Origin of the sequence: Anaerocolumna jejuensis DSM 15929, assembly GCF_900142215.1 — a bacterium.
In the GTDB taxonomy this organism is placed as follows: Bacteria; Bacillota; Clostridia; order Lachnospirales; family Lachnospiraceae; genus Anaerocolumna; species Anaerocolumna jejuensis.
In genome coordinates, this window is sequence record NZ_FRAC01000006.1 from 497,386 (window position 1) to 517,642 (window position 20,257).

The following is a 20,257-nucleotide window of genomic DNA, read 5'->3' on the forward strand; positions in this document are numbered from 1 at the left end:
TTCATCAATACCGTGGTTCTGGTCGTTATTACAATGAAATTCTCTGGTGCCAGGAAAATTATTAAGGCTTATTAAGACCTAAGAAGTGTAAGCACTGACCTTTATCATTGTAATTTGTTAGGTCTTAATTAAATGCAAAAAAAGAAAAGTACCCCAAGTTGAGATACTTTTGAATGAAACTGGCTAGAACTTACCATATTAGCTACAATAATTAATCTGCTCCACTGGGGATGCGGGGCACAATGTAAATTGTGCCCTCGACTGCAAAGGTTGTGCCTATGCTCCTAGATAAAGAAAGGCAGAAAAAAAGTACCCAATCTGCTTAGTGATTGGATACCCATTCCTATCTTAATATTCACTATCTAAATACATACAACAATATTTTATTCCACTCTCAATAATGATTTTAAAAGTATCTGTTGGTTTTTCTACTTCATATTTACATTTATATATCTTTGCATAAGCAGGCTCGCGTCGATTCATTACTATTGCTTGTCTACCCTCATTATCTGCACTTACAAAATATATTTGAGTTCCTTGTGTATACTCTACGGGCATCTCCTCAGCCAATTTAAACAGTATCTTAATTAATCTTAGAGGTATTTGTTTATACACTGCTTTAGATACCATCTTTATCCCGTTATAATTTTCTTGCAACTCATTTATATCTTTAACTACAACATCACCAACACTACTTGAAACTTCTTCGATTTGTTCTGCTAAATCAAAATTATGTATATCATAGCCTTTTATATGACCTAATCTTTCTTCTTCTAATTCAGCTGATTCAAAATATATCAGCTCTTTCTTCTCTACAATATGCTCTTCTAAATCTAAATTCAACTTCTTATACTCATCTGTTCTTTTGTCCATGTTATCTCCCATAATACCCTTCTCCTATCGTTGTTTTATGTCTAAATATAGTATATTTAAAAGTCTATGCTTATTCAAGTTATATTTAATACTTACATTACGTCATATATCCTCTCAATAAACAACGGGGCAAATCATTTTGTTGATTTGCCCCTCTATCTTTACTGTAGCTATACAATTAGCTTATAAATGGTTGGTTTACCATTATATCGTGCTAAATACCCTTTTTCAACGAGTCCATCCAATATTTCTTTTGCGTAAATATCAGTTACACCGAATATTTTAGCAAATTTCAAAATTGAGATTTCAGAGCTTGAACTTTTTTTCATCTTTATCAATACTCTGCTTTCAAATTCAGATAACCTATGTTGTGATGCTTTTGCAGAAATTATACTTTGCTCCAATATATTAAGCATATAAACGATAAAAGGAGTTATATCTAAATACTTCTTGCCCCCGTCTATCTGTACTTCCTCACTCTCTTTTAAGGTTCTGTAATACCCATTGAGATTATCATTAATACAACGTGATATAGGCATTGCACCTACTTTACCATAACCAGCATTTTTTAAAATTGAGGACATCATAATTCTCGATGTTCTACCATTGCCATCAGGATATGGATGAATATATACAAAGTAAAAATGAAATACAATAGCTTTTAGAATATCATCTAACTTTGACAACTCTAAAAAAGCATAAAGGTTATTCAATCTTTCCTCAATCTTTTCTGGTATCTCTGGTGTATGAATAATTTCTGTTTCAGTTCTTACAGTTACCATACCCTTCCGATATTTCTCACCACGTTGTCCTTCATTCTCACATACACCTTCGACTACTGTTTCCCAGATGGTCTGTAGATTATTGATGCTCGGCTTTATATCCATAGCATAGTTAAAAGCCTTTATACTATTTACAACCATTGCATCATCTTTGGTTTTTGGTGTACTTTTCATAGCATTAATAACATTTTCTACTGTGGTTCGTGCACCTTCAATGGTAGCCGAATGATAATTGTCAATAATAACATTATCTCTATAAGCTTCATCACCGATTTCCATATCTTTATATAGCAAATTTATTTCATGAATAGAAGTAGGTAAAGATAAGAACATTGATTCTGACTGACAACAAATAATTTCTTCATTTATGCCTCTCAATCCAAAATCAGTTCTAAACAGCTTCCTCAACTCTAACTCTAGTCCAGCATTAACATCACCATTTTGTTCTTTTCTCTTTAAAGTATTATAGCTTTCATAATGTATCATTCTGCTCACCACCTTTTACCATTTTATGATTATTGTCCATTATAACATTTTTATTTACCTTTGGCATCATAAAGTTTAAGACAACATAGACTACTTTTTGCAAACCTCATAAAATCAATTACTTTGCTAAATTGGGGATGCGGGGCTTTGGAACAAAGCCCATTACTCCTTATTGGCTAACCTATGCAAATTAAACATATAGTCCATATAGACGCTCGCCTTCGGCTCGCTCTCGTTTTCTATTTGATATCCACCATAGCATTATGTTATAATCTGTAAGATACCCCAAGGAGGAGAACATATGAATATTGTAGATGTTATGCAAGCATCCAACGGAGTTACAGACCAAGTAAATCAAATTACAGAAGAACTTTTCCAACCCTTTGAATGTGAGGGTTGGACTTACTCTGATTTTGTTCAATACATTACTGATTTAGGTTTAGATATAACCAACTTTTACGTTACTGATAGTAAGATGCTGAATTGTTTTTATATAGATTACAAAAATGGGATTTATATTGATTGCACTGTCTTTGAGAAAGGTATGCTCGAATTTATGAAGCTACCTGAAAGAATCAATGCTAGTAAAGATAAAATCAAAGAATTACTGGATAACCAAGACTATCTATGCTTTTATCTTTTTGTACCTACTAGTTTAAAGGTTTATGACTTCCATCGTAGATACAAAGACATCAAGACTACCCAAGTGGCAGAGGTATGGCTTGATATTTACACTGACTTTGATTTTGGATTTGAAATATGGGGCAAGGCTGTTCTTGATTATGTATTTCAATTCTGCCAGCCAACTGAAATCACTGAGCCGCTTACTATATACAGAGGTATAGGAACTCAAAGTACACCATTAGAAAACTCTTACTCTTGGACTACTGACCTCAATGTTGCACTTTGGTTTGCCACCAGATTTGGTTATGGTCAGGCTATCGCTACTGCAACTGTTTACCCTGAGGACATACTATTTTATACTGATGATAGAAATGAAAAAGAGGTGATTGTAAGATATGGAAACCTTAAAGAAGTTAAATTATTAGACCTTGAACCTTGCAGTCAGGATACTTTACAATCTCTCGTTAATAAGCATTACCCTTATTACAACGGTTATGGTAGATTCATTGACTCTGATTGGTTTACTGGCGATTCCCACGATTTTTCTCATACTGCCAGAGTGCTATTTTACAGCCTTATGGTTGCTGATACCCTTAAAGTACAAGATATTGAGGACATACAGATTCTTGCATACTGCAGCATTTTCCACGACACTGGCCGGTGCCATGACGGGGTTGATGAAAACCATGGATATGAAAGTGTTAACAGACTTGAAGAAGAGGATGATTTAGATGTATTACCCTTTGACCTGTCATATGAAAACCTGCTGATTGCTAAGGATATTATTAGATACCATTGTATTTCGGATGAGGAAGGCATATCCAGAATCACTGAGAATACCCTGATTAGTGATAAAAACAGAGCAGTACATTTATATAAAATTTTTAAGGATGCTGACTGTCTTGACCGGGTGCGATTTAACAACTATAGATATGAGTTTGATATTGAATATCTGAGATTTGCTGAATCAAGGCGGTTGCTCTTTATTGTAGATGGCTTATTTAAAGGAAAAATTGAAAAAATGCTGTAATACCTTGAATAATGCTCATAGGCTCTTATCTGCAATTGATTACTACGGTTGCTACGGGGGCAACGGGGCAATGCTTAAAGATAGAGGGGCGAATTACATTCGCCCCTCTATCGTACTGTTATGCTATATATATGTAAATATTACATTACCCATATTATTTTCCTGTCTTGTCGCCTATTTACCCTTCTTCTTACTTCCCTTTGAGGCCTGCGATTTAGTGGATTTTGGCTTGGTGGACTTCTTTGGGTTTACTTGTGGTTCGGTGTCATTGGAAGTGTATTCAAAGGAGAAATCTTCAAAGCGAATACCCCAATTATCATCGTCATTTTCATCCAAATCCAACGCTTTACAAGGCATTGCTGGGTATTCATGATTACAATTACCCCAACCTATACCAAAATGAAGGTCTTTATACATTTGATACATTTGGTATATAATATTCTTTTCCTCTTCTGACATTATCTCTTCAAATTCATAGAATAACTCACCTAATGTATTACCTAAATCTCGTTTAGCACTTTCAAATTCATCTAGTTTCTTTTGTTTTTCTTCGACTGCCTTCCAATCAATGTATACAGACTTTTGATGTGTAATATCTATTACATTTTCATACTTAAGGTAATCTTCAAATGCACTTTTAGTATGAAACCTTTCGTTTCTGTCGGCCACTTTAATATCTGAATTATCCCAAACAAAAGTATTTTGGTTTATTTTAAGCATATGGTTTATTAATTGAATTGCTTTTTCTTCCTTTGTACCTTTAGAGATTAACTTACCCAACATCTTCTCTATCGTCATAGATTGACCTACAAATGTCATTCCTGCTGCATTATGCTGCATACTTATTCTTGAGTAATCAGCATATTGTTCCATTACTACAGAATAATTATTTTTACCAACCTCATACTCATACTCAATTATTCTTACCCTATCCTTATGAACCTTATATGGTTGGCATAATTCAAAAACAAATCCTTCAACAGGTTTTGTTCTATAAAAATTAATAACAGCATTAGTATAAGCCTCTTCGAAATTTCTAACGTTATTTGCAGTATAGTAAAAACAACCACCATCAAGCACAGTTACTCTGTAGCTTTTATTACCATAGGGTAGATTTGATAATCCATTTATTAAATTAAGTTCCAAATCATTATCATTGAACTCAGTTACTTTGATTAATTTAAAATTTTGTTTCTCATCCTTCACAAATTCCCAATTATCCTCAAAATCATACAGCCTATCTCTAAAATATTCTATGGCACTTTTTCTTAATCCATTAGCCATATTACTCAAATTAAAAGATGCTCTTACTCTTGCATCTTCCTCATTATCGGCCTTTACTATTGCCTGAATTAGTGTCCCGTCAGGTCTCTTAAAATCTACTATAAACATACTATACACTACCCTTCTAATTATAATCTTGTTGTCCGGGACTCTCGTTTACTCTAATTGGGATAAGGGCGGGCGAATGTTCATTCGCCCCATTACCTTCTGGCTCTACATATGGCTTTTTATAAATGCAATATCTTTTTCATTATCAGCTTTAAATATCTCATAAAAGTTATTATTCCAACTCTTTCTTATCATTTCTTGCTCTTCTTCAAGTGCTTCTATTAGCTTTTCTAAAAATAAAGTTCTCGCAGTATTTTGGTCTAATTTTTGGATAATAGATGCATTTTTATTTATATTACAATCTACTGTGTAATACCAATCAGCTAAACCCAAATCAATCTTATCACCATATACACGATAGACTTCTAAAAAATAACCATTATCTATCTGTGGATGAAATCCTGTAACTATACCTACTCTACCATTATCTAACTCTACAATATCAAACAAATCATAAATAAAATTAGCTTCTGTCCCATCTCTATATATTGTAGGTTTCTCTGTTCTTATATCATATCTCATAATCTTATCCTCCATAGTGTTCATTTATCACTGCCATATACCATATAACCTATTTCCAAACTACCCTTATGTAATCTATCTTTCTACTCACTCTTTTCATCTTTATAACAACATTCCCCGGAGCAAGATTTTCTTTAACAATTTTACTAACCCTCTCCTTATACTTTTTAGTTAAATCAGCAAGTGTTTATGTCCAATAATTCTTCAACTGTCCATCCAATGTTAAAAAGCCTGTAAATACAACAAAAGAAAATTTCCTACCAGTAGAACGGGATGCGGGGCAAGAGAAGAGGGCAAGTGATTTATACACTTGCCCCGGACTGCATACTGCTTAATTATTCAGTTATTTCTTTATTGATGGTTTCGGTGCCTGGGATTACACCCGGAACAATAATACCCTTGGCTTTGCCCTCTCTTACTGCTTTCTCATACTCCTCTTGGGCCTGTGTCCAAAGGCTGCCCTCTACAAGAATATCATGACAAAGATTTAGGTTATTGTAAAAACACTTTTGGTTGCGGTCACATAATTGCTTTGCTGCTAAGATACCCAATTCATCAAATAATTCATCTGTTTTTCCATGATAATTTTCATAAATTAACATTAGTACAAAAGGAAGAATAATATCATTTAAACTTAGGATTGCAAGGGCATCCATCTCACCATCTTTAATAATTCTGCGCTTACCTGAAAAATAATAATCTAATTTCAGGTTAACCAAGTTATCGGCTACTTCTTTATAAAACCTTTCCTTATCAAATCCATCTGAAGGAAGCGGTTCTTTCTGTCTACCCTCAATGTTTTCCTCATATTTTGCAGTTACCACATAAATTAGGTGGTCATACTTGCTCTCCAATATATATTCTATCAAGATAGTTCCTTTTATGGTGCGGGAGGTTTCCTTTTGTATACAGACCAATTTTTTATGATAGGAGTCAATATATTCCTCAATGTCCTTATCTGGGATTACTTTCCCGTAGAAGGCATTCTTGGTTCTGAAATCCTTTCTTGTATCAATACCCAGCACCTTTAGAACCTTAGCCATCGTTAATCCTGCTGCCCTCGCTATCACTTCTATGCTATACCCTTGAAGGTACAATGTATTCAGTGATTCCAACATTACTTCGTCCGGGACCAGGTATTTGTCATTAAGTTCAATCATTCTGCCACCAAAGGCTTGCAGTACCCTTTTACATTCTTCTATCTGTTCAATCTTATCTATTAATTTCTTATCTTTTATCATAGGCTCGGCCTCCTTTTAGTTGTACAATAACGCGCTTTGGGGATGATATCAAGCGGGGTGCAGGGTGTAGATAGGATGGTAAGTTAATTATTCTTTGCCATCCTATCGCTTCTACTCAGTCTCCCCGGTAATGTATTGATATATGACCTTACTTGCTTCCAAAACATTCTTTCTGGCTTTACCCTCTTGTAAATACTTTTTGCACCTTAAAGCCATTTGATTTGCTGTTTCTTTCGCCTCTCTTTTGATTACAGTACATATAAAAGGGATTATTTCTTTTTGATTTTTCTTTTGGACATTTAGTTTTGCATACCTTGAAAACGGTAATCTTACATTATTCTGCAAATATATGTAATGTCTATCGGTTGCTGTGTTAATAAATAATTCAGCAGAGTTGACAGTATCATTACAGACTTTAAGAGTCAATGTATAATTGGTTAAAGACTTGGAATTTTCAACAACATACTCTATATACCTAACACCGTTCTTATCAATTATCCTGCTACAGATAAAGTCTAAATCTTCGCTGAAGGTATCTACAATCTCGCTGCTTTCTATACCCCAAAAGTCCTTTTTACTTAATCCTATTGGTCTTGTTATCTCTAACACCCATAAAAGGCTGCCAATACTATTTTCTGATGCTTGCGATAAAACAGAAAGGTTTGTATACCCTTCTGCATACAACATTTGTAATGCTTTATGCTGTGTAAAACTTAATTCAGCATTATGTTGACTATCATAAAACTGAATACCACCCAAAGCATCCATAACTTTGATACAATCTTTTAAAGATTTATCAAAAGGTAAGCAATTTGTTATAATCACAACATCATCTGTATTTGGACAAATTGTACCCTTATTTCTCTCTCGGTCAATTTTGTCACACCAATCCGCTACACTTTCTGTACCATCTTCCAGATAATCAAAATCTCTTTCTTCAAACATTATTATATAGGTTTGTAATCTACTTCTATCTTTATCAGATATGGTTTCATTCAGGTTATTAAATAAGATTTCCTGTAGTTCATTTATATTACTAGAAAAAATAACAATTTTGTTTATTATAATAAGAGCAATGTCCTCACATAATCCCAATAGATTACTTATAGATAATTGGTTATCTTTAATTACCCAATGATAAGTAACATTGTTATTAATATTCTCTCGAACTAATAGATTTATATAATTTAAAGTATCGCCATCGACAACCCCATAAATCACATAATTATCTAAGGTCTCTATGTTTTCCAAAACATCTGTATGAGTGCGAGCACAAGTATAAAACTTAATTTTTGAAGAAATACATCTCAGATAATCAGGTCTTGTAGGATACACATCAAATTCAAAATCTGTTCCATAATAAGCATCAATATCTACCCCGGTTGGTCTTTTAAGATTAAGGCTTACTATAATACTCCCATTGCTAAGGTCTGTAGCACTCGCCAATATATCAATGCTGTTACCCTGATTAAGCAACTCTCTTAGTTTTTCTAACACCTCATTGTCTTCGACTACTTCTATACCAATTTCCTTATGTGTTGTCAGCTTACTTTCAATATCATAAGGTTCTAATTCCTTCCGGCAATTAAGTATTCTTTCTGCTATCTCTACAATTTTCATAGCTTTGGCCTCCTATTTTTATCTGTAGATTAACGCGTTACCTACTGATTTACAAGCGGGATAACGGGGAGCCGGGTTAGTAAGAACCCGGCTCCATTGACTGCAATTGCTATTAACTCCAAGACAGACAGCTCTTTATAATTGCATCTATCTGCCTATACACTTCTAATTCATCTGCACTACCCATATAAGCATTATCATTATCTATGATTTTCTTTACTTTTTGCTCTAATAACTCTGTATTCGCACTTCTTTCGTTCATAATAAAACTTACTACAAATGAAAGCATTTCGGGTGCTTTAATACCCAGTGAAAGTAATCCTTTGAAATCAAGTAAACCCTCAGTTATTGGCAAAAACACTTTTCTCTCACCATCGTCCATTTTAGCCTCAACTAAAATACTTTGTATTGGACCCATTGGTTCATTTTGGGTCTGATTATTATACCTAATAGTAATAATATAATGAAAGCGAGTTTCTTTATTTTCAAAAAGAAATATTTGATATAGGTTATCTATCAAACTATCTACACCACTTGCTATCATATATAGGTTTTCATCAGATACTGTAAAACCTCGCTTACCATAATATTCCTCTAATCCCGTACCCTGAGGTCTTCGCATATCCAACAGTCTTACTACATCTATGTACTGATAACCTCTATACCCTTTCTTTCGCTTATATAATGCTTTTGCTAATACTTCTATGCTGTTACCATCATTTATAAGGTCTGTTAGTACTGCCTTTAAGTTAGAATCACTAAAGAGACGATTGAGCTTGTCTATCTCAATACCATTTGATTTTAAAGTTTCCTTGCAGTGGGCTACTTTTTCTTTTATTGTTTGCATTTTCAATACCTCCTATTTTTACGGGTTGCTTAGATTGTTGATGCAGGGGCAAATGGAAACCATTTGCCCGGACTGCTACAATTTGGCTATCTAGTTATTATAATACCCCAGCTCTTAATTCTTCCGTAACAAAGCGTTCTACTGCTTTATATGACTTACTTAGTTTTTCTAAATTCTCTAGCACTCCCTTGTCATCCTTAAATAAAGACATCAGCAAAGTACTCTTTTCAGCACCACAGACATTACCCATTACAGTTACACTGCTTGGTTCTGTTTCAGTTCCCTCATATCCCATTGTAATCACATAATAAGCACGACTCTTATCTTCTTCCAATAGATGCGCTATATAAGCTATTCCATCTTCCTCAAAGGCTTCTGAAAGGATAAAACTTATACCTGCTCCTATGGATTTGACCTCAATATCTTCACCAAAGAACTCCTCTCGGCTCTGGTCATCAGGTCTATTGATACCCAAATTAACCAATATAAAGACCTTACTATAATTCAGAGCCTTTGACATTGTATCTACACTTACTCCCTCTGCATACAGCTTTAACAAGGCATCTATTAACTTATTATCAAGTAAAGGCTTAATTGAGCCTTTTGTATAAACCAAACTATCTGCCAAACTACTTAATACTGATTCCACTTCTTTTGCTTTTACTTTCGCCATAACAGATTCCTCCTATAAGAACGGGGCACCGTAGGTGCCACCTGCTCTACAAATTGCTTATATTTAAAGGATTGATACCCTTATATCATTTTAATTACTATTTCTGCTATTGCTTCATCTAATTCTGCAAGGTGTTGTTTTGCTTGATTTGATACTGTCAAAATAGTCTGCAGACCTACTAAATCACTCACTTTAGGTTGTGCACCATTTCTTACTGAATAGGCATAGGCAGACAGCAAAGTACTAAACAGGTCAGTACAGTCCTCATTATTATCTAAAAGTAATGCAGTCACAAAAGGTAATACATCCTCAGGCAATCTAAGCAAGTCCATAATGTTCAAGTAATCATTCTCTATTACCCTAATTGGTTTAGGTAAAAATTTATCTTTATAATTTGCATTTACAGTTAGATTCACAATTATCTCAGTATCCTCTACCAGTTCATATTCCACCCTAACTAAATAGTTAACCAAGGTTAAAAGGTTTACCAGCTTACACTCTGTTACCCTTATATATCTTGATAACTTATATTCTTTCGCTCTTACTAAAACCTCTTGGATTCCTTCAGTTCCCTTGTTTATTGTATATTTCATAATCAGTATCCTCCACTTGATTTTTATAATAAAAGTGGATTTAACTGCTCACTTTTATGACCAACTGTTCTGTTTATGTTCATTTTATATATTTTTTCTACTATTAACATCACCCGGCTCGCAAGCTCGCCGCCCGGTCTACCCATTTTCCTATTTACTATTTTTACGAAGTCAACACTGCGATTTACCCCTTAATACAACTTATATACCCTGTTGGAGCATACTCTCCTTTTTCAGATACATTACCTTTTAATGTACTTGAAACATTGTAAAATCAATTCTTTTACCTTGTCATTCTTGCGAAGATTTCTATTGGGAAAATTAATTTTGTTGTCATTGTAAGAAGAAAGACTGTTTTTACTGATACACATTAGTCCAAGTGCAAAATCAATGCTTTTCTTAATATCCTCTGATTACAGTCTTTCTTGCTACTTTCGATGCTTGAATTTGCGAAGTTGAGGTGGTGTTTATGTAACAATAATCACATAAACCCTCTGTCTGAGTATACACTCCCTTTTCAGATACATTACCTATTTAGCATTGAAAAACCTTATAGACAGAGCATAAATTGGCTCTCGTTCTTGCGAACTTTCACTTGGGAAAATTAGAAATACTAGAATATTAATCTAAAACCCTGTTTTTACTGGTACAGCTTAGTCCAAGTGAAATAACAACCTTTTTACAAAACCTTGTGATTACTACATTTCTACCCTGTTAGAGGAATACTTTTTGCGAAGTGAAAGAGGGGTTTTATCAGCAATAATCACTTAAAGTAGACATTGAAATGTTCCTCCCTTGGGAAAGGAGATTATATTGGAATTGGTTAAACACCTTATTATTGCTGAATATACAGGCTGTTGATTATGTAAAAAAGTCATTATGAAAGAGGGAATTTGCTTATTACTAATGTGAAAGTAAGGGTTTCTTATATAACCTCTGATGCTTAACTTCTTACTTTGCTTAATCTTGATGATAGCGGGGCATTTGGAAACAAATGCCCCGCTATCTGGTTGGTTGATATTGGATGGTAAAGAAAAAGAAGATAAACAATAGGCTGCTTATCTTCCACTATATTTTCTTATTCTATTGGCTCGGCTTCGCCTTCGCCCCCGGATTGCCCTCTATCAAAGGATTACTTCAAATTCTACATAACCGCGTTCTTCCTCATCTTCATACTGTTTAATTACCCTGTCCCTTATCAAATCCATTAATGGTATTGCATCTTCAAATATTTCTGATATTGTTTTGCTTTCTGCCATTATTATCAACTCCCTCATTTATATAGATGCGGGGCAACGAAGTTGCCCCTTACTGCTTAATTACTACCACGGAAAATCCTCGTAAGTTGCAAATTCTGGATTTTCAAAGATTTCTTCTACAGGAAAACACTCTGCAAAGTAAATCTCTAAATCCTCTAAATACAAGTCATCAATACCCTCACAGTTCTCAAAGAAATCCCATGCACTTCTCTGACCGCTTCGCTCACCACTTATGTATACAAACTGCTCTCCGGCTTTAAAATGATACTTTGAGGGGTCACATTGGTATAGAAGATTACCTCTGATAGGTTTGTTCAATGTGATTACCACTACTGGTGTGGCTTCTTCAAAACGGGCTTCGCCCTGCATTCTTATTACTGATACTAAGGAATTGAAATCCTTTGATTTATTCATTCTAATAAAACTCTCTTGGTGTCCCATTTAATCTTATCCTCCATATTACTGACTTTGGGGATTGCTCCCCACTCGTCCAAATTCTTAATAGGGGGCAATATAGAAAAGAACAGAAAGAGTCTTAGATTTATCATTTTCTAGTTCCTTCTTTTAATATCTTTCCAATATCATCGCCCCGAAATTTTTTAACTAACTCTTCTAATTATTTTTCTTTTTATGTCCCCATTTATGACCACTTATTTTTCTATGTGTCCATCCGATGTAAATTATCTCTTTATATCAACCTAAAAGAAATTATCTACCCTTAGGAGAAGGACCTGATACAATTTTTCAAAAGCACCAAGTCCTTTAGTTATTTCTTTATGCCTGTTTCTTTGCCATTAACTCTATATAGCTTTCTTGTAGATATGCATCTACAAGAGGTTTTACCTTGGCAACTGCCTTACTTTGGAACTTAATTGCTGGCACTATGTAAAGGCATCCAATAAATCCAAAAGCTACTGCTACGGTGCAGGCTGTTAAACTACCAATACCCACAAACGCACCAAAACCTACAACTGCAACTAAAATTATCGCTGCTACTAAAACTAAAAATTGTGTTACTTTTAAATATGTTCTCATAATAAATACCTCTTTCTTTCTGTTATTGTTATAGATATAGTACCCACCAGACCATTAAGGGCTGGTGGAATATTAATTACATTAATGCCATTGCTACTTCCTCGGCTACCTGCTCAAAATCCTTAATTATGCTAGTTAAACAGTCCGATTTGCTTCGAGTGGAAAACTACAACTGTGTAAAATCCGTGATGTTTCCACATTAGGCTGTCATAGTTTTCATTCACTAAGTAATCTCTAAAAGTTTTGCTAAATACCAAACTCTCGTTGAAATCCTTACCTTTAAAACATTTTTCGAATGGTTTCATAATATCTACTTTTTCAAGGTCTAACGGCTTTTTTATATCTAATGTAACCTTGATTAAGTACTTTCCGTGTGTGCTTGCATAGGCTTTATCCTCTGTAAACCAAAATCCGGGCTGTGTTTTAACTACATCAAAAGTTTCAAATTGTGCGTCCGTTCCGTGATAAAATGTTTTCTTTACATCTACTGTATTCTTAGTTGCTAAACCATCGTTTTTTACAAAGTTATTACCCTGATAAATAATTACCACTGTATCACATTTTTTACTCAACGAACCAATTATCCTGTTATAAGCTGATTTTACACCACTCATTGTATCTACACCAATATTCATACTTTCATTTGTTTTTACATTGTAGGCAAAACCAATAAATTTATTATTACCTCTAACTACTCTGGATTCTGTTTCCGGCCACTCTTCAACTGATACAACCTCAAAATCTTCACGCATAAGTGGTGTATTTCTTTTCATTACTGGTTCTGCAACATTATATACTGCTTTGTAAAACATTAACTTAGCTGCATTATTTTGGTTTACACCATTCTTTCTTACTAAGTCATAATCATTAAAAATGCAATATACCTCAGGAGCATTTGCTGTTCTTAACTTTGCTAAAAATCTCATTTTTATAACTCCTCCAAATATTCTGTTTGTGTTCCCACCAAACTTTTGATGGTCTGGTGGGTTATGTATTAGTATCCCATTACCTGCTTGCGCCACTTATCTGTCTCTCTTATCTGCTGTATAAGATTGGTCTTTGTTGCTTTACCCAAATCCTGAGATTCACTTGGGGTCGAATAAACCACTCTACCATTAATAACATAGATTCTCTCATACTCAAATTCATCAGCAGAATAAGTCTTATAAATACCGTCCGGCAACAACTGACCTCTCTTTAACTTTCGTGCTTCCAATTCAACATTCTTTAATTCTACAATTCCTCTCATAATACAATACCTACCTTTCAGTTTTTATAGTGCTATATTAGCACGTTATTTTTGGCTTCCTTTAAAATTCGGTTTTATCAAATTTTTTCACTGAAAACTCTTGATTTAGTACCCAAAAACTTTTATTTGGTCAAACTATTACTTAATCTGTTCTGCTACATAATCCAAATAATCACTTACTTCTGAAAAAGAACTACCCTCAAAAGTTCGGTTATATTCTGTAAGCTTTTTTCTTCCTTTTGAGAAAATAATGGAATACTTACTTTGAGTACCCAACTCTTTATTTTCTTCCTTTCCTATTGCAAATGCTACTTTTCTCGATACTTTCCCTGTTTCTATCACTTTCATATCAGCAGCTTCAAACCATTCTGACTTATACCCATAGGCTCTCTCCAATATTTTTCTTTTTCTATCATTTGTAAAAAAAGAAACTATACATATAGAAACAAGCACATTAATAACAAATACAGGTATTTCATTAACTGTTACACAAATCGGTAAAACCATAGCTAATACTATAATTACTATCCATTTATATATTCTCTTATCTGCATTTGATTTCAAAACCATAACAACTCCTCCTTCTTCTTACACCCTTACTTGTCTTAATCTTTCTAAATCTTCTACAACATACCTTCTGATTTTACCGTTGGTGCGATATACCTTAATAGTTACATTGCCTTTGGTTATGTAACCCTCTGTATCCTCCCAAATTCTCATTGTTTTTGTTGTTACTCCCAAATACTTTGCTGCCACACCGATTCCTACCATCTCTTGCATCACCACCACCTATCCTTTCATAACCTTTTATTGCTTTCACTTATTATATTTTTTTCTGTCCATAAAACTGTGTGCAAGTTTGTTTATATATGTGTAAGTTTGTATTGGTATGTGTAGGTCAAGGATGTTCAACTGCCCATCCTGTAAAAAGAAAAAGTGCCGAATACCCTTTGGTTTCAACACTTTCTTATACTGGTAAAATATTTAATTGTGGATGCGGGGCACCGTTAGGTGCCTCATTCAATTTCTACATACTGCATAAATAATTCCAATGCATGGTCATAGGATTCACATTCTTTTAATTTGTCCCACACCTCTTGGACTTGGTCTGGAAGTTCATTATCCTTTAAGGTTCGGCTTACTCTTGCTGCCAAATTAAAAACATTACCATCCTCACCTATTAATCGGCATATTGGCTTTTCAATCATGCTACCGCCTCCTTTCCATCACAGTTTAATCTGGCCTTTATTGTAAATAGATAGATAAAACTGTACCTCAGTATTATGTATAATCAGAATATCTGTAAAATACCCCATACCCTCAACACCTTTATCTTGTAATATTAGGTGAGATACTACATAGTAAGCATCGTCATATGTCAGTAAGCATCTCGCAGAAAAATCACCATCGTGTCCAGAATGTGTAAATACCCAATAGCCTGATATTACTTGCTTTTCCAACTCCTTTTTACTAACTGAGGTGTCTTGATAAGTACTGCCAGATATCCAACTATCGGCTATCCTAATCTTTGATATAACCTTATAATGTTCATCAAAATATCCTAGTGAAGGTCTACCCTCATTATTATCCTCTTCCATCCGTTCAAAGACCGCTTTCATTAAATCATATGCTTTTGTAAACTTTTCAACTTTTTGAAAATGGTCTACCTCAGGTATTAAAGCCAATCCTCGACCATTCTGCCATTTCACATGGATTTGCCCGGCATCATCGACAAAAGATACCCTACCAGTTAGATTCTTATTCATATCTTTTTCAGGTACACCATCGGAATACATATCCTCTGTAAGTATAATCACTGCATTTTTAGGGTAATCATTTTTAACCTTTGCTATTTCTTCTGGTTTCATAGAGATAGGTAGCCTTTCTGTTTTCTTGTCTACAATGTAATCTTTATTTCCCATAGCTTCTACAAGGTCTTTTTTACCTTTTACTGCATCTTTTAGATACTGTTGATTTCTTTCGACATCAAATTTTATTCTCCAAAAGTCTGTATCACTTATATCTTTCCTTCGGCAAACCTCAAAATACTGCTTACCCCTTAAATACAAGTCCAAGTAAGCATTTTCATTCTCTTTTAGTGATACCCTTAATCTTATCTCACCACCTACATTTACCACTGTAAAATACAAATCAATGAGTATCATACAGCATTGGTCGGCTCTCTCACTTATGTCCCAATCTTCTAAATCTTCTAAATCTTCTTCTATTTGTTTCATTACATGCACCTGCCTTTCTTTGGTCTCATTGTATCGAATGCGCCAAATTGTGTAAACGGGTGCTTGAGTTATAACAGGCATGGAGTTATAATTGGCCAAATTGAGGAGGTGCGGGTGACTATGGATGTTAAAGATATAGGTAAAATGATTTTAGATGGCAATATAGTTGAAATTATTATGCGAGAGTCGCAGATTCATAGAAAACAAGCAATAGGATTGTGGTATTGGTCATACACAAGAAACCGGGTGTATGCAGCCAGGAATGACCATTTACAGATAGATGCAAGGCAGTGTTTTGAAGAACTAATGAAGGAAAGAGGCTTAAATGCAGAAAGCAGAATACCCAATAAGGATAAGGACAGTGCTTTTGCTACTCAAGTGGCTGCAAGGATAATCTCTACTGTTATGCATAGATTTGATTGTGATTTTGAAGAACTCACAGGGCTATTTGATACCTACCCCAAAGTATGGGCTGATATAATAAGCCGCGATACAGAGCTTTATGAGATAGGTAAATCTGACCGACTTGAATATACAATAGATTTCCTTGGCGAGCTGCTCCATGAGGAACGGGCCGGCATTGGCCGGCTATGTTACAAAGATGGTACACCTTGTGTTGTGAAATACCCTGTTAGATTAGATGGTCAAGAGTATACTAAAATGTGGCAATGGTTTTTCGAAGAGAATATAAGGTATAGCAGGCTTTCTTCTGCTCCTACCCTTAGAAAGCCTACTGACAACTTTATTATGGGTTCGCATTCGGACCCGCTTATCTGCCTTGGTGATAATACTGTATCTGCTTGGTATAACCCAAATACACGGGGTGTGCGATACATTAAATCTGGGTTTTGTGACAATGGTTATTATGCCGCTTATGTTGATATTAGCCGGGTTGATGTTCTTAATAAATATGATGAATTATCATATATAAAAGAACTGGTACTAGATTATTGCCAACTAGATGAAAAAGGCTTTAGGAAATTACCCACACGACTTATAATTGAGTACTGCAGTAACTCTCTTACAATGTATTTTCCAGATTTGCAGATTTACCCGCAGGTTGAGGATTTAATTGAAGATTTGATACCCTTAAAAGAAAATCTTTGTTTTAAGGAATTAGATTTAGAAGAACACAACAGAATTTTAGCTGAGGTAGGTTTATTTTGACAAGATAAAAGGGCTTCTAAGTAAGCCCTTTTGTCTTTTATGTAGCATAATTTACCACATAACCCCTTACTGATATTATATCGCGTTTATTATTTAAAATAAAGTAATTTAGGAAATTCTACTATTTTTGAATAAAGACAATTCCCATAATTGTCCCATCGGTAAACCTTATTAAAGATGCATTATATCTTGCGCCAGAAGGGATATACTCACAAGTATTTTTTGCTTGAAATCCGCCTACACCGTAATTTTTACGTATTTGTCCTTTGTCATCTGATTCCTCATCCAAATCTATTGCAAAACTATAATTTGCTGTATAACCCTTTTCCTTATTCAAAGTGAGAATACCCTGAGAACCGTCTGCTACAACTACCCCAGTCTTAGCCAACTCTTTTGGCAAAGTACCTTGCTCATCGCTTACCAAGAGTGCATTATAGTTTAGGCATTGTATCTTCTCTATAGTCTCGGTGCCAGCCTTTACCCTTTCAATTTCAATTGCATAAGGAGATGGGTCTACTGTATCAGGGTCATTATCCTCTGTTACATTGGTTTTCAGACCATTTTCCATAGAATAATTGTGTATCAAGATTGCGATTGGCCTACCCTGAAACAAATAAAATGCGTCCATAACCTCTGTGCCGGATACTTCATTTTGGTCGTACATCTCTAAATCAGCCTGAGTTATTGTGGTTAAAGATGCCTGTGTATCCATTACTAGATTATCACTTACCCCTTTGGCTGAAACAAAAACTACATACCCCAAGCTGATTATTACAGCTAAGGCAAACAAAACCACGCATAGCATACTGACTTTACTGACTTCCTCGTGCATTTAAAAACACCCTCTTTTACTGTTTGATAAATAAAGTAAAATTAGGTGTCCACTAAAAGGGTGTATCTGTTCAATAAGAATACAATAAACTCGAAGGGTAGATAGAGGAGCATTTGAAATACTAATGCCCCTCTATCATAAGTATATAATCTTTTAACTATTACTATGTTCTTGGAAACTCCTTACCGTTCTCATATAGATAGTATTTTCTCAATGCATTGCTATAATTATCTGGTCTTGGAACCTTACTGTTTTTAATAATTGTAAGAGCATTTAGCATTATGCCGTCATCTTTTACTGCTTTATCCACGTCAACGCCAAATATAGCCTCAATATTCTGTATTCGACTAATTCTTGATTTTATACCATCTTCACTACTTATTTTCTCATCCTTTTCAAGATTTTTACGGTATAATTCAATATCCATAACAATCACCTTTCCTTTCTTTCACACTCTTTATATTTATTGTCTTATTAGCTTAATAATCATAATTGAAGTAAAAATCGCTATAAATACTAGCCCTAATAAACTTTGGATTGTCGTTAATATATGAGTGATGTTTCCAAGAGGTAATGCAATTTCATATCCTACTGTTGATAAAGTTAACACACTAAAATGAAAACATACCCCAAAGTCTTTTATTGTTTGAATAAAATCAAAAGGATTGCCACCAATAAACACATATTGTATATTCTCATTTTGAAATTGTATCCCAGTAAACATATAACCTATTGCAAATACAACTGCACATACCATTAACCAAATACAGAAACGAAATACTTTTTCACCAAAGCCACAGAGTCCCCAGCTTACAAAATCCCATGTTTTTGAATACCACTTGTCCTTTTCAATCATATGATGCTTTTGGTACTGATATCTATACTCACTTAAGAAATCAATATCTACATTTTTTGTCTGCAGACTATTTACTAGGGTATAGTACATCTTTGATAAATCGGATGCATTGCTTTTATTAGAATTTCTCAAATCTATTTTCTTCATTTGCTTATTCGTAGATACATCTTTATAGCTCATCAAATCTATATATGTACTTTTATGGAATTCACTATCCTTATAATTACCATAAAACTCAATATCTGCTTTCTTCATTTTAATAATACCCATTCCCGCTATATCTGTTTCATTTAAAACTACAGAGTAAAATCCACACTTTGTAAATATAGCATTCATCAGAGAGCATTCCTTAAAGGTAGTTAACATCAAGGTACAATTATCCCATAAAAAATTTTCCATTTTACATCTTCTAAACTTAGCTGTAATCCAACAATCTTTAAATTCAGTTGAGACTATTTTGGTTTCAAAATCAACTAATTCATTATGACCGATAGAAGTTTTACAAAAGTAACAATCCTCAAAAACAATCCCCAATTCATTAGTTTTGCAACTGATAAATTTACATCCAAAGAATCTACAATTAACAAATCTTATATTTTGGAACTCACAATTGGTAAATGTAACATTCCAAAATGTAGCATCTTGCTCATACATATCATCCTCTGATAGAATAGCTTTCTTACCAAATTTAGTATTGGTAAATGTGACAAAGGAATAAGTCTTATTTGGTAATTCTATTGGGTCTTGACTCCAATGAAGATTATTTATTTTCACATCCCAAAATAATACCTCATGCGGTGTTTCAGTTACTTCTTCTTTATTATGATTACTCTTAACTAAATCTATTTTTTCTTTAACCCTTACTTCCTCAGTCACCTTACGATATTCAATAATCTGATTCTCATATTTCTTATTTTCTTTCTTATAATTTATCTTCAA

Annotated in this window: 24 protein-coding genes; 2 read left to right on the forward strand and 22 right to left on the reverse strand. The window is 34.1% G+C overall.

From position 1 onward, the window contains the following. Nucleotides 1-348: 348 nt before the first annotated feature. Together BUB77_RS02245 and BUB77_RS02250 are read right to left on the reverse strand one after the other, a co-directional pair. On the reverse strand, nt 349-885 hold the full coding sequence (locus BUB77_RS02245) for a hypothetical protein (RefSeq protein ID WP_073272486.1): 537 nt from the start codon (nt 883-885) through the stop codon (nt 349-351). A 158-nt stretch (nt 886-1,043) separates the two neighbouring features. After that, on the reverse strand, nt 1,044-2,141 hold the full coding sequence (locus BUB77_RS02250; RefSeq protein ID WP_073272488.1) for a Fic family protein: 1,098 nt from the start codon (nt 2,139-2,141) through the stop codon (nt 1,044-1,046). 301 nt (nt 2,142-2,442) lie between these two features. Here BUB77_RS02250 and BUB77_RS02255 point away from each other — a divergent pair, with 301 nt between their 5' ends. Then, the gene (locus BUB77_RS02255) at nt 2,443-3,795 is read left to right on the forward strand and encodes an HD domain-containing protein (protein ID WP_073272490.1); all 1,353 of its coding nucleotides are present in this window, start codon (nt 2,443-2,445) and stop codon (nt 3,793-3,795) included. 174 nt (nt 3,796-3,969) lie between these two features. On the opposite strand, the gene BUB77_RS02260 is transcribed toward BUB77_RS02255, so the two are convergent. The 17 genes from BUB77_RS02260 to BUB77_RS30370 all read right to left on the reverse strand — a co-directional run bounded on the left by BUB77_RS02260 (nt 3,970) and on the right by BUB77_RS30370 (nt 16,463). Further along, nucleotides 3,970-5,187, reverse strand: a complete 1,218-nt coding sequence (locus BUB77_RS02260; RefSeq protein WP_073272492.1) for a hypothetical protein — start codon at nt 5,185-5,187, stop codon at nt 3,970-3,972. A 105-nt stretch (nt 5,188-5,292) separates the two neighbouring features. Then, nucleotides 5,293-5,709 carry a hypothetical protein gene (locus BUB77_RS02265; protein ID WP_073272494.1) on the reverse strand — a complete coding sequence of 139 codons (417 nt, stop codon included), beginning with the start codon at nt 5,707-5,709 and terminating at the stop codon, nt 5,293-5,295. A gap of 335 nt (nt 5,710-6,044) precedes the next feature. Then, nucleotides 6,045-6,950 carry a hypothetical protein gene (locus BUB77_RS02270; RefSeq protein WP_073272496.1) on the reverse strand — a complete coding sequence of 302 codons (906 nt, stop codon included), beginning with the start codon at nt 6,948-6,950 and terminating at the stop codon, nt 6,045-6,047. Between the two features lie 111 nt (nt 6,951-7,061). Beyond that, a complete protein-coding gene (locus tag BUB77_RS02275; protein WP_073272497.1) occupies nt 7,062-8,570 on the reverse strand; it encodes a hypothetical protein in 1,509 nt (502 codons plus the stop codon). A gap of 112 nt (nt 8,571-8,682) precedes the next feature. Next, the gene (locus BUB77_RS02280; RefSeq protein ID WP_073272499.1) at nt 8,683-9,417 is read right to left on the reverse strand and encodes a hypothetical protein; all 735 of its coding nucleotides are present in this window, start codon (nt 9,415-9,417) and stop codon (nt 8,683-8,685) included. 97 nt (nt 9,418-9,514) lie between these two features. Continuing rightward, nucleotides 9,515-10,090 carry a hypothetical protein gene (locus BUB77_RS02285; protein ID WP_073272501.1) on the reverse strand — a complete coding sequence of 192 codons (576 nt, stop codon included), beginning with the start codon at nt 10,088-10,090 and terminating at the stop codon, nt 9,515-9,517. Between the two features lie 80 nt (nt 10,091-10,170). Next, nucleotides 10,171-10,683: a hypothetical protein gene (locus tag BUB77_RS02290; protein ID WP_073272503.1), complete on the reverse strand. Its 513-nt coding sequence runs from the start codon at nt 10,681-10,683 to the stop codon at nt 10,171-10,173. Nucleotides 10,684-11,807: 1,124 nt separating this feature from the next. After that, nucleotides 11,808-11,942, reverse strand: coding sequence for a hypothetical protein (locus BUB77_RS30650; RefSeq protein ID WP_278277701.1), 135 nt, complete (start codon nt 11,940-11,942; stop codon nt 11,808-11,810). 63 nt (nt 11,943-12,005) lie between these two features. Beyond that, complete coding sequence (locus tag BUB77_RS02295; RefSeq protein WP_073272505.1) at nt 12,006-12,356, reverse strand: hypothetical protein; 351 nt, start codon at nt 12,354-12,356, stop codon at nt 12,006-12,008. After that, on the reverse strand, nt 12,353-12,490 hold the full coding sequence (locus BUB77_RS29730; protein WP_170866558.1) for a hypothetical protein: 138 nt from the start codon (nt 12,488-12,490) through the stop codon (nt 12,353-12,355). Before BUB77_RS29730 ends, BUB77_RS02295 begins: the two co-directional genes overlap by 4 nt. 226 nt (nt 12,491-12,716) lie before the next feature. After that, on the reverse strand, nt 12,717-12,977 hold the full coding sequence (locus BUB77_RS02300) for a hypothetical protein (protein ID WP_073272507.1): 261 nt from the start codon (nt 12,975-12,977) through the stop codon (nt 12,717-12,719). Between the two features lie 131 nt (nt 12,978-13,108). Continuing rightward, nucleotides 13,109-13,999: an ADP-ribosyltransferase-containing protein gene (locus tag BUB77_RS02305; RefSeq protein ID WP_170866559.1), complete on the reverse strand. Its 891-nt coding sequence runs from the start codon at nt 13,997-13,999 to the stop codon at nt 13,109-13,111. Beyond that, on the reverse strand, nt 13,972-14,226 hold the full coding sequence (locus tag BUB77_RS02310) for a hypothetical protein (protein ID WP_073272511.1): 255 nt from the start codon (nt 14,224-14,226) through the stop codon (nt 13,972-13,974). Before BUB77_RS02310 ends, BUB77_RS02305 begins: the two co-directional genes overlap by 28 nt. Before the next feature lie 138 nt (nt 14,227-14,364). Beyond that, the gene (locus BUB77_RS02315; RefSeq protein WP_073272513.1) at nt 14,365-14,796 is read right to left on the reverse strand and encodes a hypothetical protein; all 432 of its coding nucleotides are present in this window, start codon (nt 14,794-14,796) and stop codon (nt 14,365-14,367) included. 18 nt (nt 14,797-14,814) lie between these two features. Beyond that, nucleotides 14,815-15,006 carry a MerR family transcriptional regulator gene (locus tag BUB77_RS02320; protein WP_073272515.1) on the reverse strand — a complete coding sequence of 64 codons (192 nt, stop codon included), beginning with the start codon at nt 15,004-15,006 and terminating at the stop codon, nt 14,815-14,817. 236 nt (nt 15,007-15,242) lie between these two features. Next, nucleotides 15,243-15,434: a hypothetical protein gene (locus BUB77_RS02325; protein WP_242962339.1), complete on the reverse strand. Its 192-nt coding sequence runs from the start codon at nt 15,432-15,434 to the stop codon at nt 15,243-15,245. 18 nt (nt 15,435-15,452) lie between these two features. Next, the gene (locus BUB77_RS30370; protein ID WP_073272517.1) at nt 15,453-16,463 is read right to left on the reverse strand and encodes a DUF4314 domain-containing protein; all 1,011 of its coding nucleotides are present in this window, start codon (nt 16,461-16,463) and stop codon (nt 15,453-15,455) included. Between the two features lie 120 nt (nt 16,464-16,583). Here BUB77_RS30370 and BUB77_RS02335 point away from each other — a divergent pair, with 120 nt between their 5' ends. Further along, nucleotides 16,584-17,630, forward strand: a complete 1,047-nt coding sequence (locus tag BUB77_RS02335) for a hypothetical protein (protein ID WP_073272519.1) — start codon at nt 16,584-16,586, stop codon at nt 17,628-17,630. 121 nt (nt 17,631-17,751) lie between these two features. Here the strand turns inward: BUB77_RS02335 and BUB77_RS02340 are convergent, their stop codons facing one another. From BUB77_RS02340 to BUB77_RS02350, 3 genes are all read right to left on the reverse strand, one after another. Next, a complete protein-coding gene (locus BUB77_RS02340; RefSeq protein ID WP_073272521.1) occupies nt 17,752-18,462 on the reverse strand; it encodes a hypothetical protein in 711 nt (236 codons plus the stop codon). A gap of 163 nt (nt 18,463-18,625) precedes the next feature. Beyond that, nucleotides 18,626-18,889 (reverse strand): hypothetical protein, encoded by a 264-nt coding sequence (locus BUB77_RS02345; RefSeq protein ID WP_073272523.1) that lies wholly within the window; start codon nt 18,887-18,889, stop codon nt 18,626-18,628. Between the two features lie 36 nt (nt 18,890-18,925). Beyond that, on the reverse strand, nt 18,926-20,257 hold the full coding sequence (locus tag BUB77_RS02350; protein ID WP_073272525.1) for a pentapeptide repeat-containing protein: 1,332 nt from the start codon (nt 20,255-20,257) through the stop codon (nt 18,926-18,928).

What these genes read in the sequence shown, in the direction of transcription:
- BUB77_RS02245 (WP_073272486.1), bottom strand. Translation starts at nt 885, where the DNA reads ATGGGAGATAACATGGACAAAAGAACAGATGAGTATAAGAAGTTGAAT.
- BUB77_RS02250 (WP_073272488.1), bottom strand. Translation starts at nt 2,141, where the DNA reads ATGATACATTATGAAAGCTATAATACTTTAAAGAGAAAAGAACAAAAT.
- BUB77_RS02255 (WP_073272490.1), top strand. Translation starts at nt 2,443, where the DNA reads ATGAATATTGTAGATGTTATGCAAGCATCCAACGGAGTTACAGACCAA.
- BUB77_RS02260 (WP_073272492.1), bottom strand. Translation starts at nt 5,187, where the DNA reads ATGTTTATAGTAGATTTTAAGAGACCTGACGGGACACTAATTCAGGCA.
- BUB77_RS02265 (WP_073272494.1), bottom strand. Translation starts at nt 5,709, where the DNA reads ATGAGATATGATATAAGAACAGAGAAACCTACAATATATAGAGATGGG.
- BUB77_RS02270 (WP_073272496.1), bottom strand. Translation starts at nt 6,950, where the DNA reads ATGATAAAAGATAAGAAATTAATAGATAAGATTGAACAGATAGAAGAA.
- BUB77_RS02275 (WP_073272497.1), bottom strand. Translation starts at nt 8,570, where the DNA reads ATGAAAATTGTAGAGATAGCAGAAAGAATACTTAATTGCCGGAAGGAA.
- BUB77_RS02280 (WP_073272499.1), bottom strand. Translation starts at nt 9,417, where the DNA reads ATGCAAACAATAAAAGAAAAAGTAGCCCACTGCAAGGAAACTTTAAAA.
- BUB77_RS02285 (WP_073272501.1), bottom strand. Translation starts at nt 10,090, where the DNA reads ATGGCGAAAGTAAAAGCAAAAGAAGTGGAATCAGTATTAAGTAGTTTG.
- BUB77_RS02290 (WP_073272503.1), bottom strand. Translation starts at nt 10,683, where the DNA reads ATGAAATATACAATAAACAAGGGAACTGAAGGAATCCAAGAGGTTTTA.
- BUB77_RS30650 (WP_278277701.1), bottom strand. Translation starts at nt 11,942, where the DNA reads ATGGCAGAAAGCAAAACAATATCAGAAATATTTGAAGATGCAATACCA.
- BUB77_RS02295 (WP_073272505.1), bottom strand. Translation starts at nt 12,356, where the DNA reads ATGAATAAATCAAAGGATTTCAATTCCTTAGTATCAGTAATAAGAATG.
- BUB77_RS29730 (WP_170866558.1), bottom strand. Translation starts at nt 12,490, where the DNA reads ATGATAAATCTAAGACTCTTTCTGTTCTTTTCTATATTGCCCCCTATT.
- BUB77_RS02300 (WP_073272507.1), bottom strand. Translation starts at nt 12,977, where the DNA reads ATGAGAACATATTTAAAAGTAACACAATTTTTAGTTTTAGTAGCAGCG.
- BUB77_RS02310 (WP_073272511.1), bottom strand. Translation starts at nt 14,226, where the DNA reads ATGAGAGGAATTGTAGAATTAAAGAATGTTGAATTGGAAGCACGAAAG.
- BUB77_RS02315 (WP_073272513.1), bottom strand. Translation starts at nt 14,796, where the DNA reads ATGGTTTTGAAATCAAATGCAGATAAGAGAATATATAAATGGATAGTA.
- BUB77_RS02320 (WP_073272515.1), bottom strand. Translation starts at nt 15,006, where the DNA reads ATGCAAGAGATGGTAGGAATCGGTGTGGCAGCAAAGTATTTGGGAGTA.
- BUB77_RS02325 (WP_242962339.1), bottom strand. Translation starts at nt 15,434, where the DNA reads ATGATTGAAAAGCCAATATGCCGATTAATAGGTGAGGATGGTAATGTT.
- BUB77_RS30370 (WP_073272517.1), bottom strand. Translation starts at nt 16,463, where the DNA reads ATGAAACAAATAGAAGAAGATTTAGAAGATTTAGAAGATTGGGACATA.
- BUB77_RS02335 (WP_073272519.1), top strand. Translation starts at nt 16,584, where the DNA reads ATGGATGTTAAAGATATAGGTAAAATGATTTTAGATGGCAATATAGTT.
- BUB77_RS02340 (WP_073272521.1), bottom strand. Translation starts at nt 18,462, where the DNA reads ATGCACGAGGAAGTCAGTAAAGTCAGTATGCTATGCGTGGTTTTGTTT.
- BUB77_RS02345 (WP_073272523.1), bottom strand. Translation starts at nt 18,889, where the DNA reads ATGGATATTGAATTATACCGTAAAAATCTTGAAAAGGATGAGAAAATA.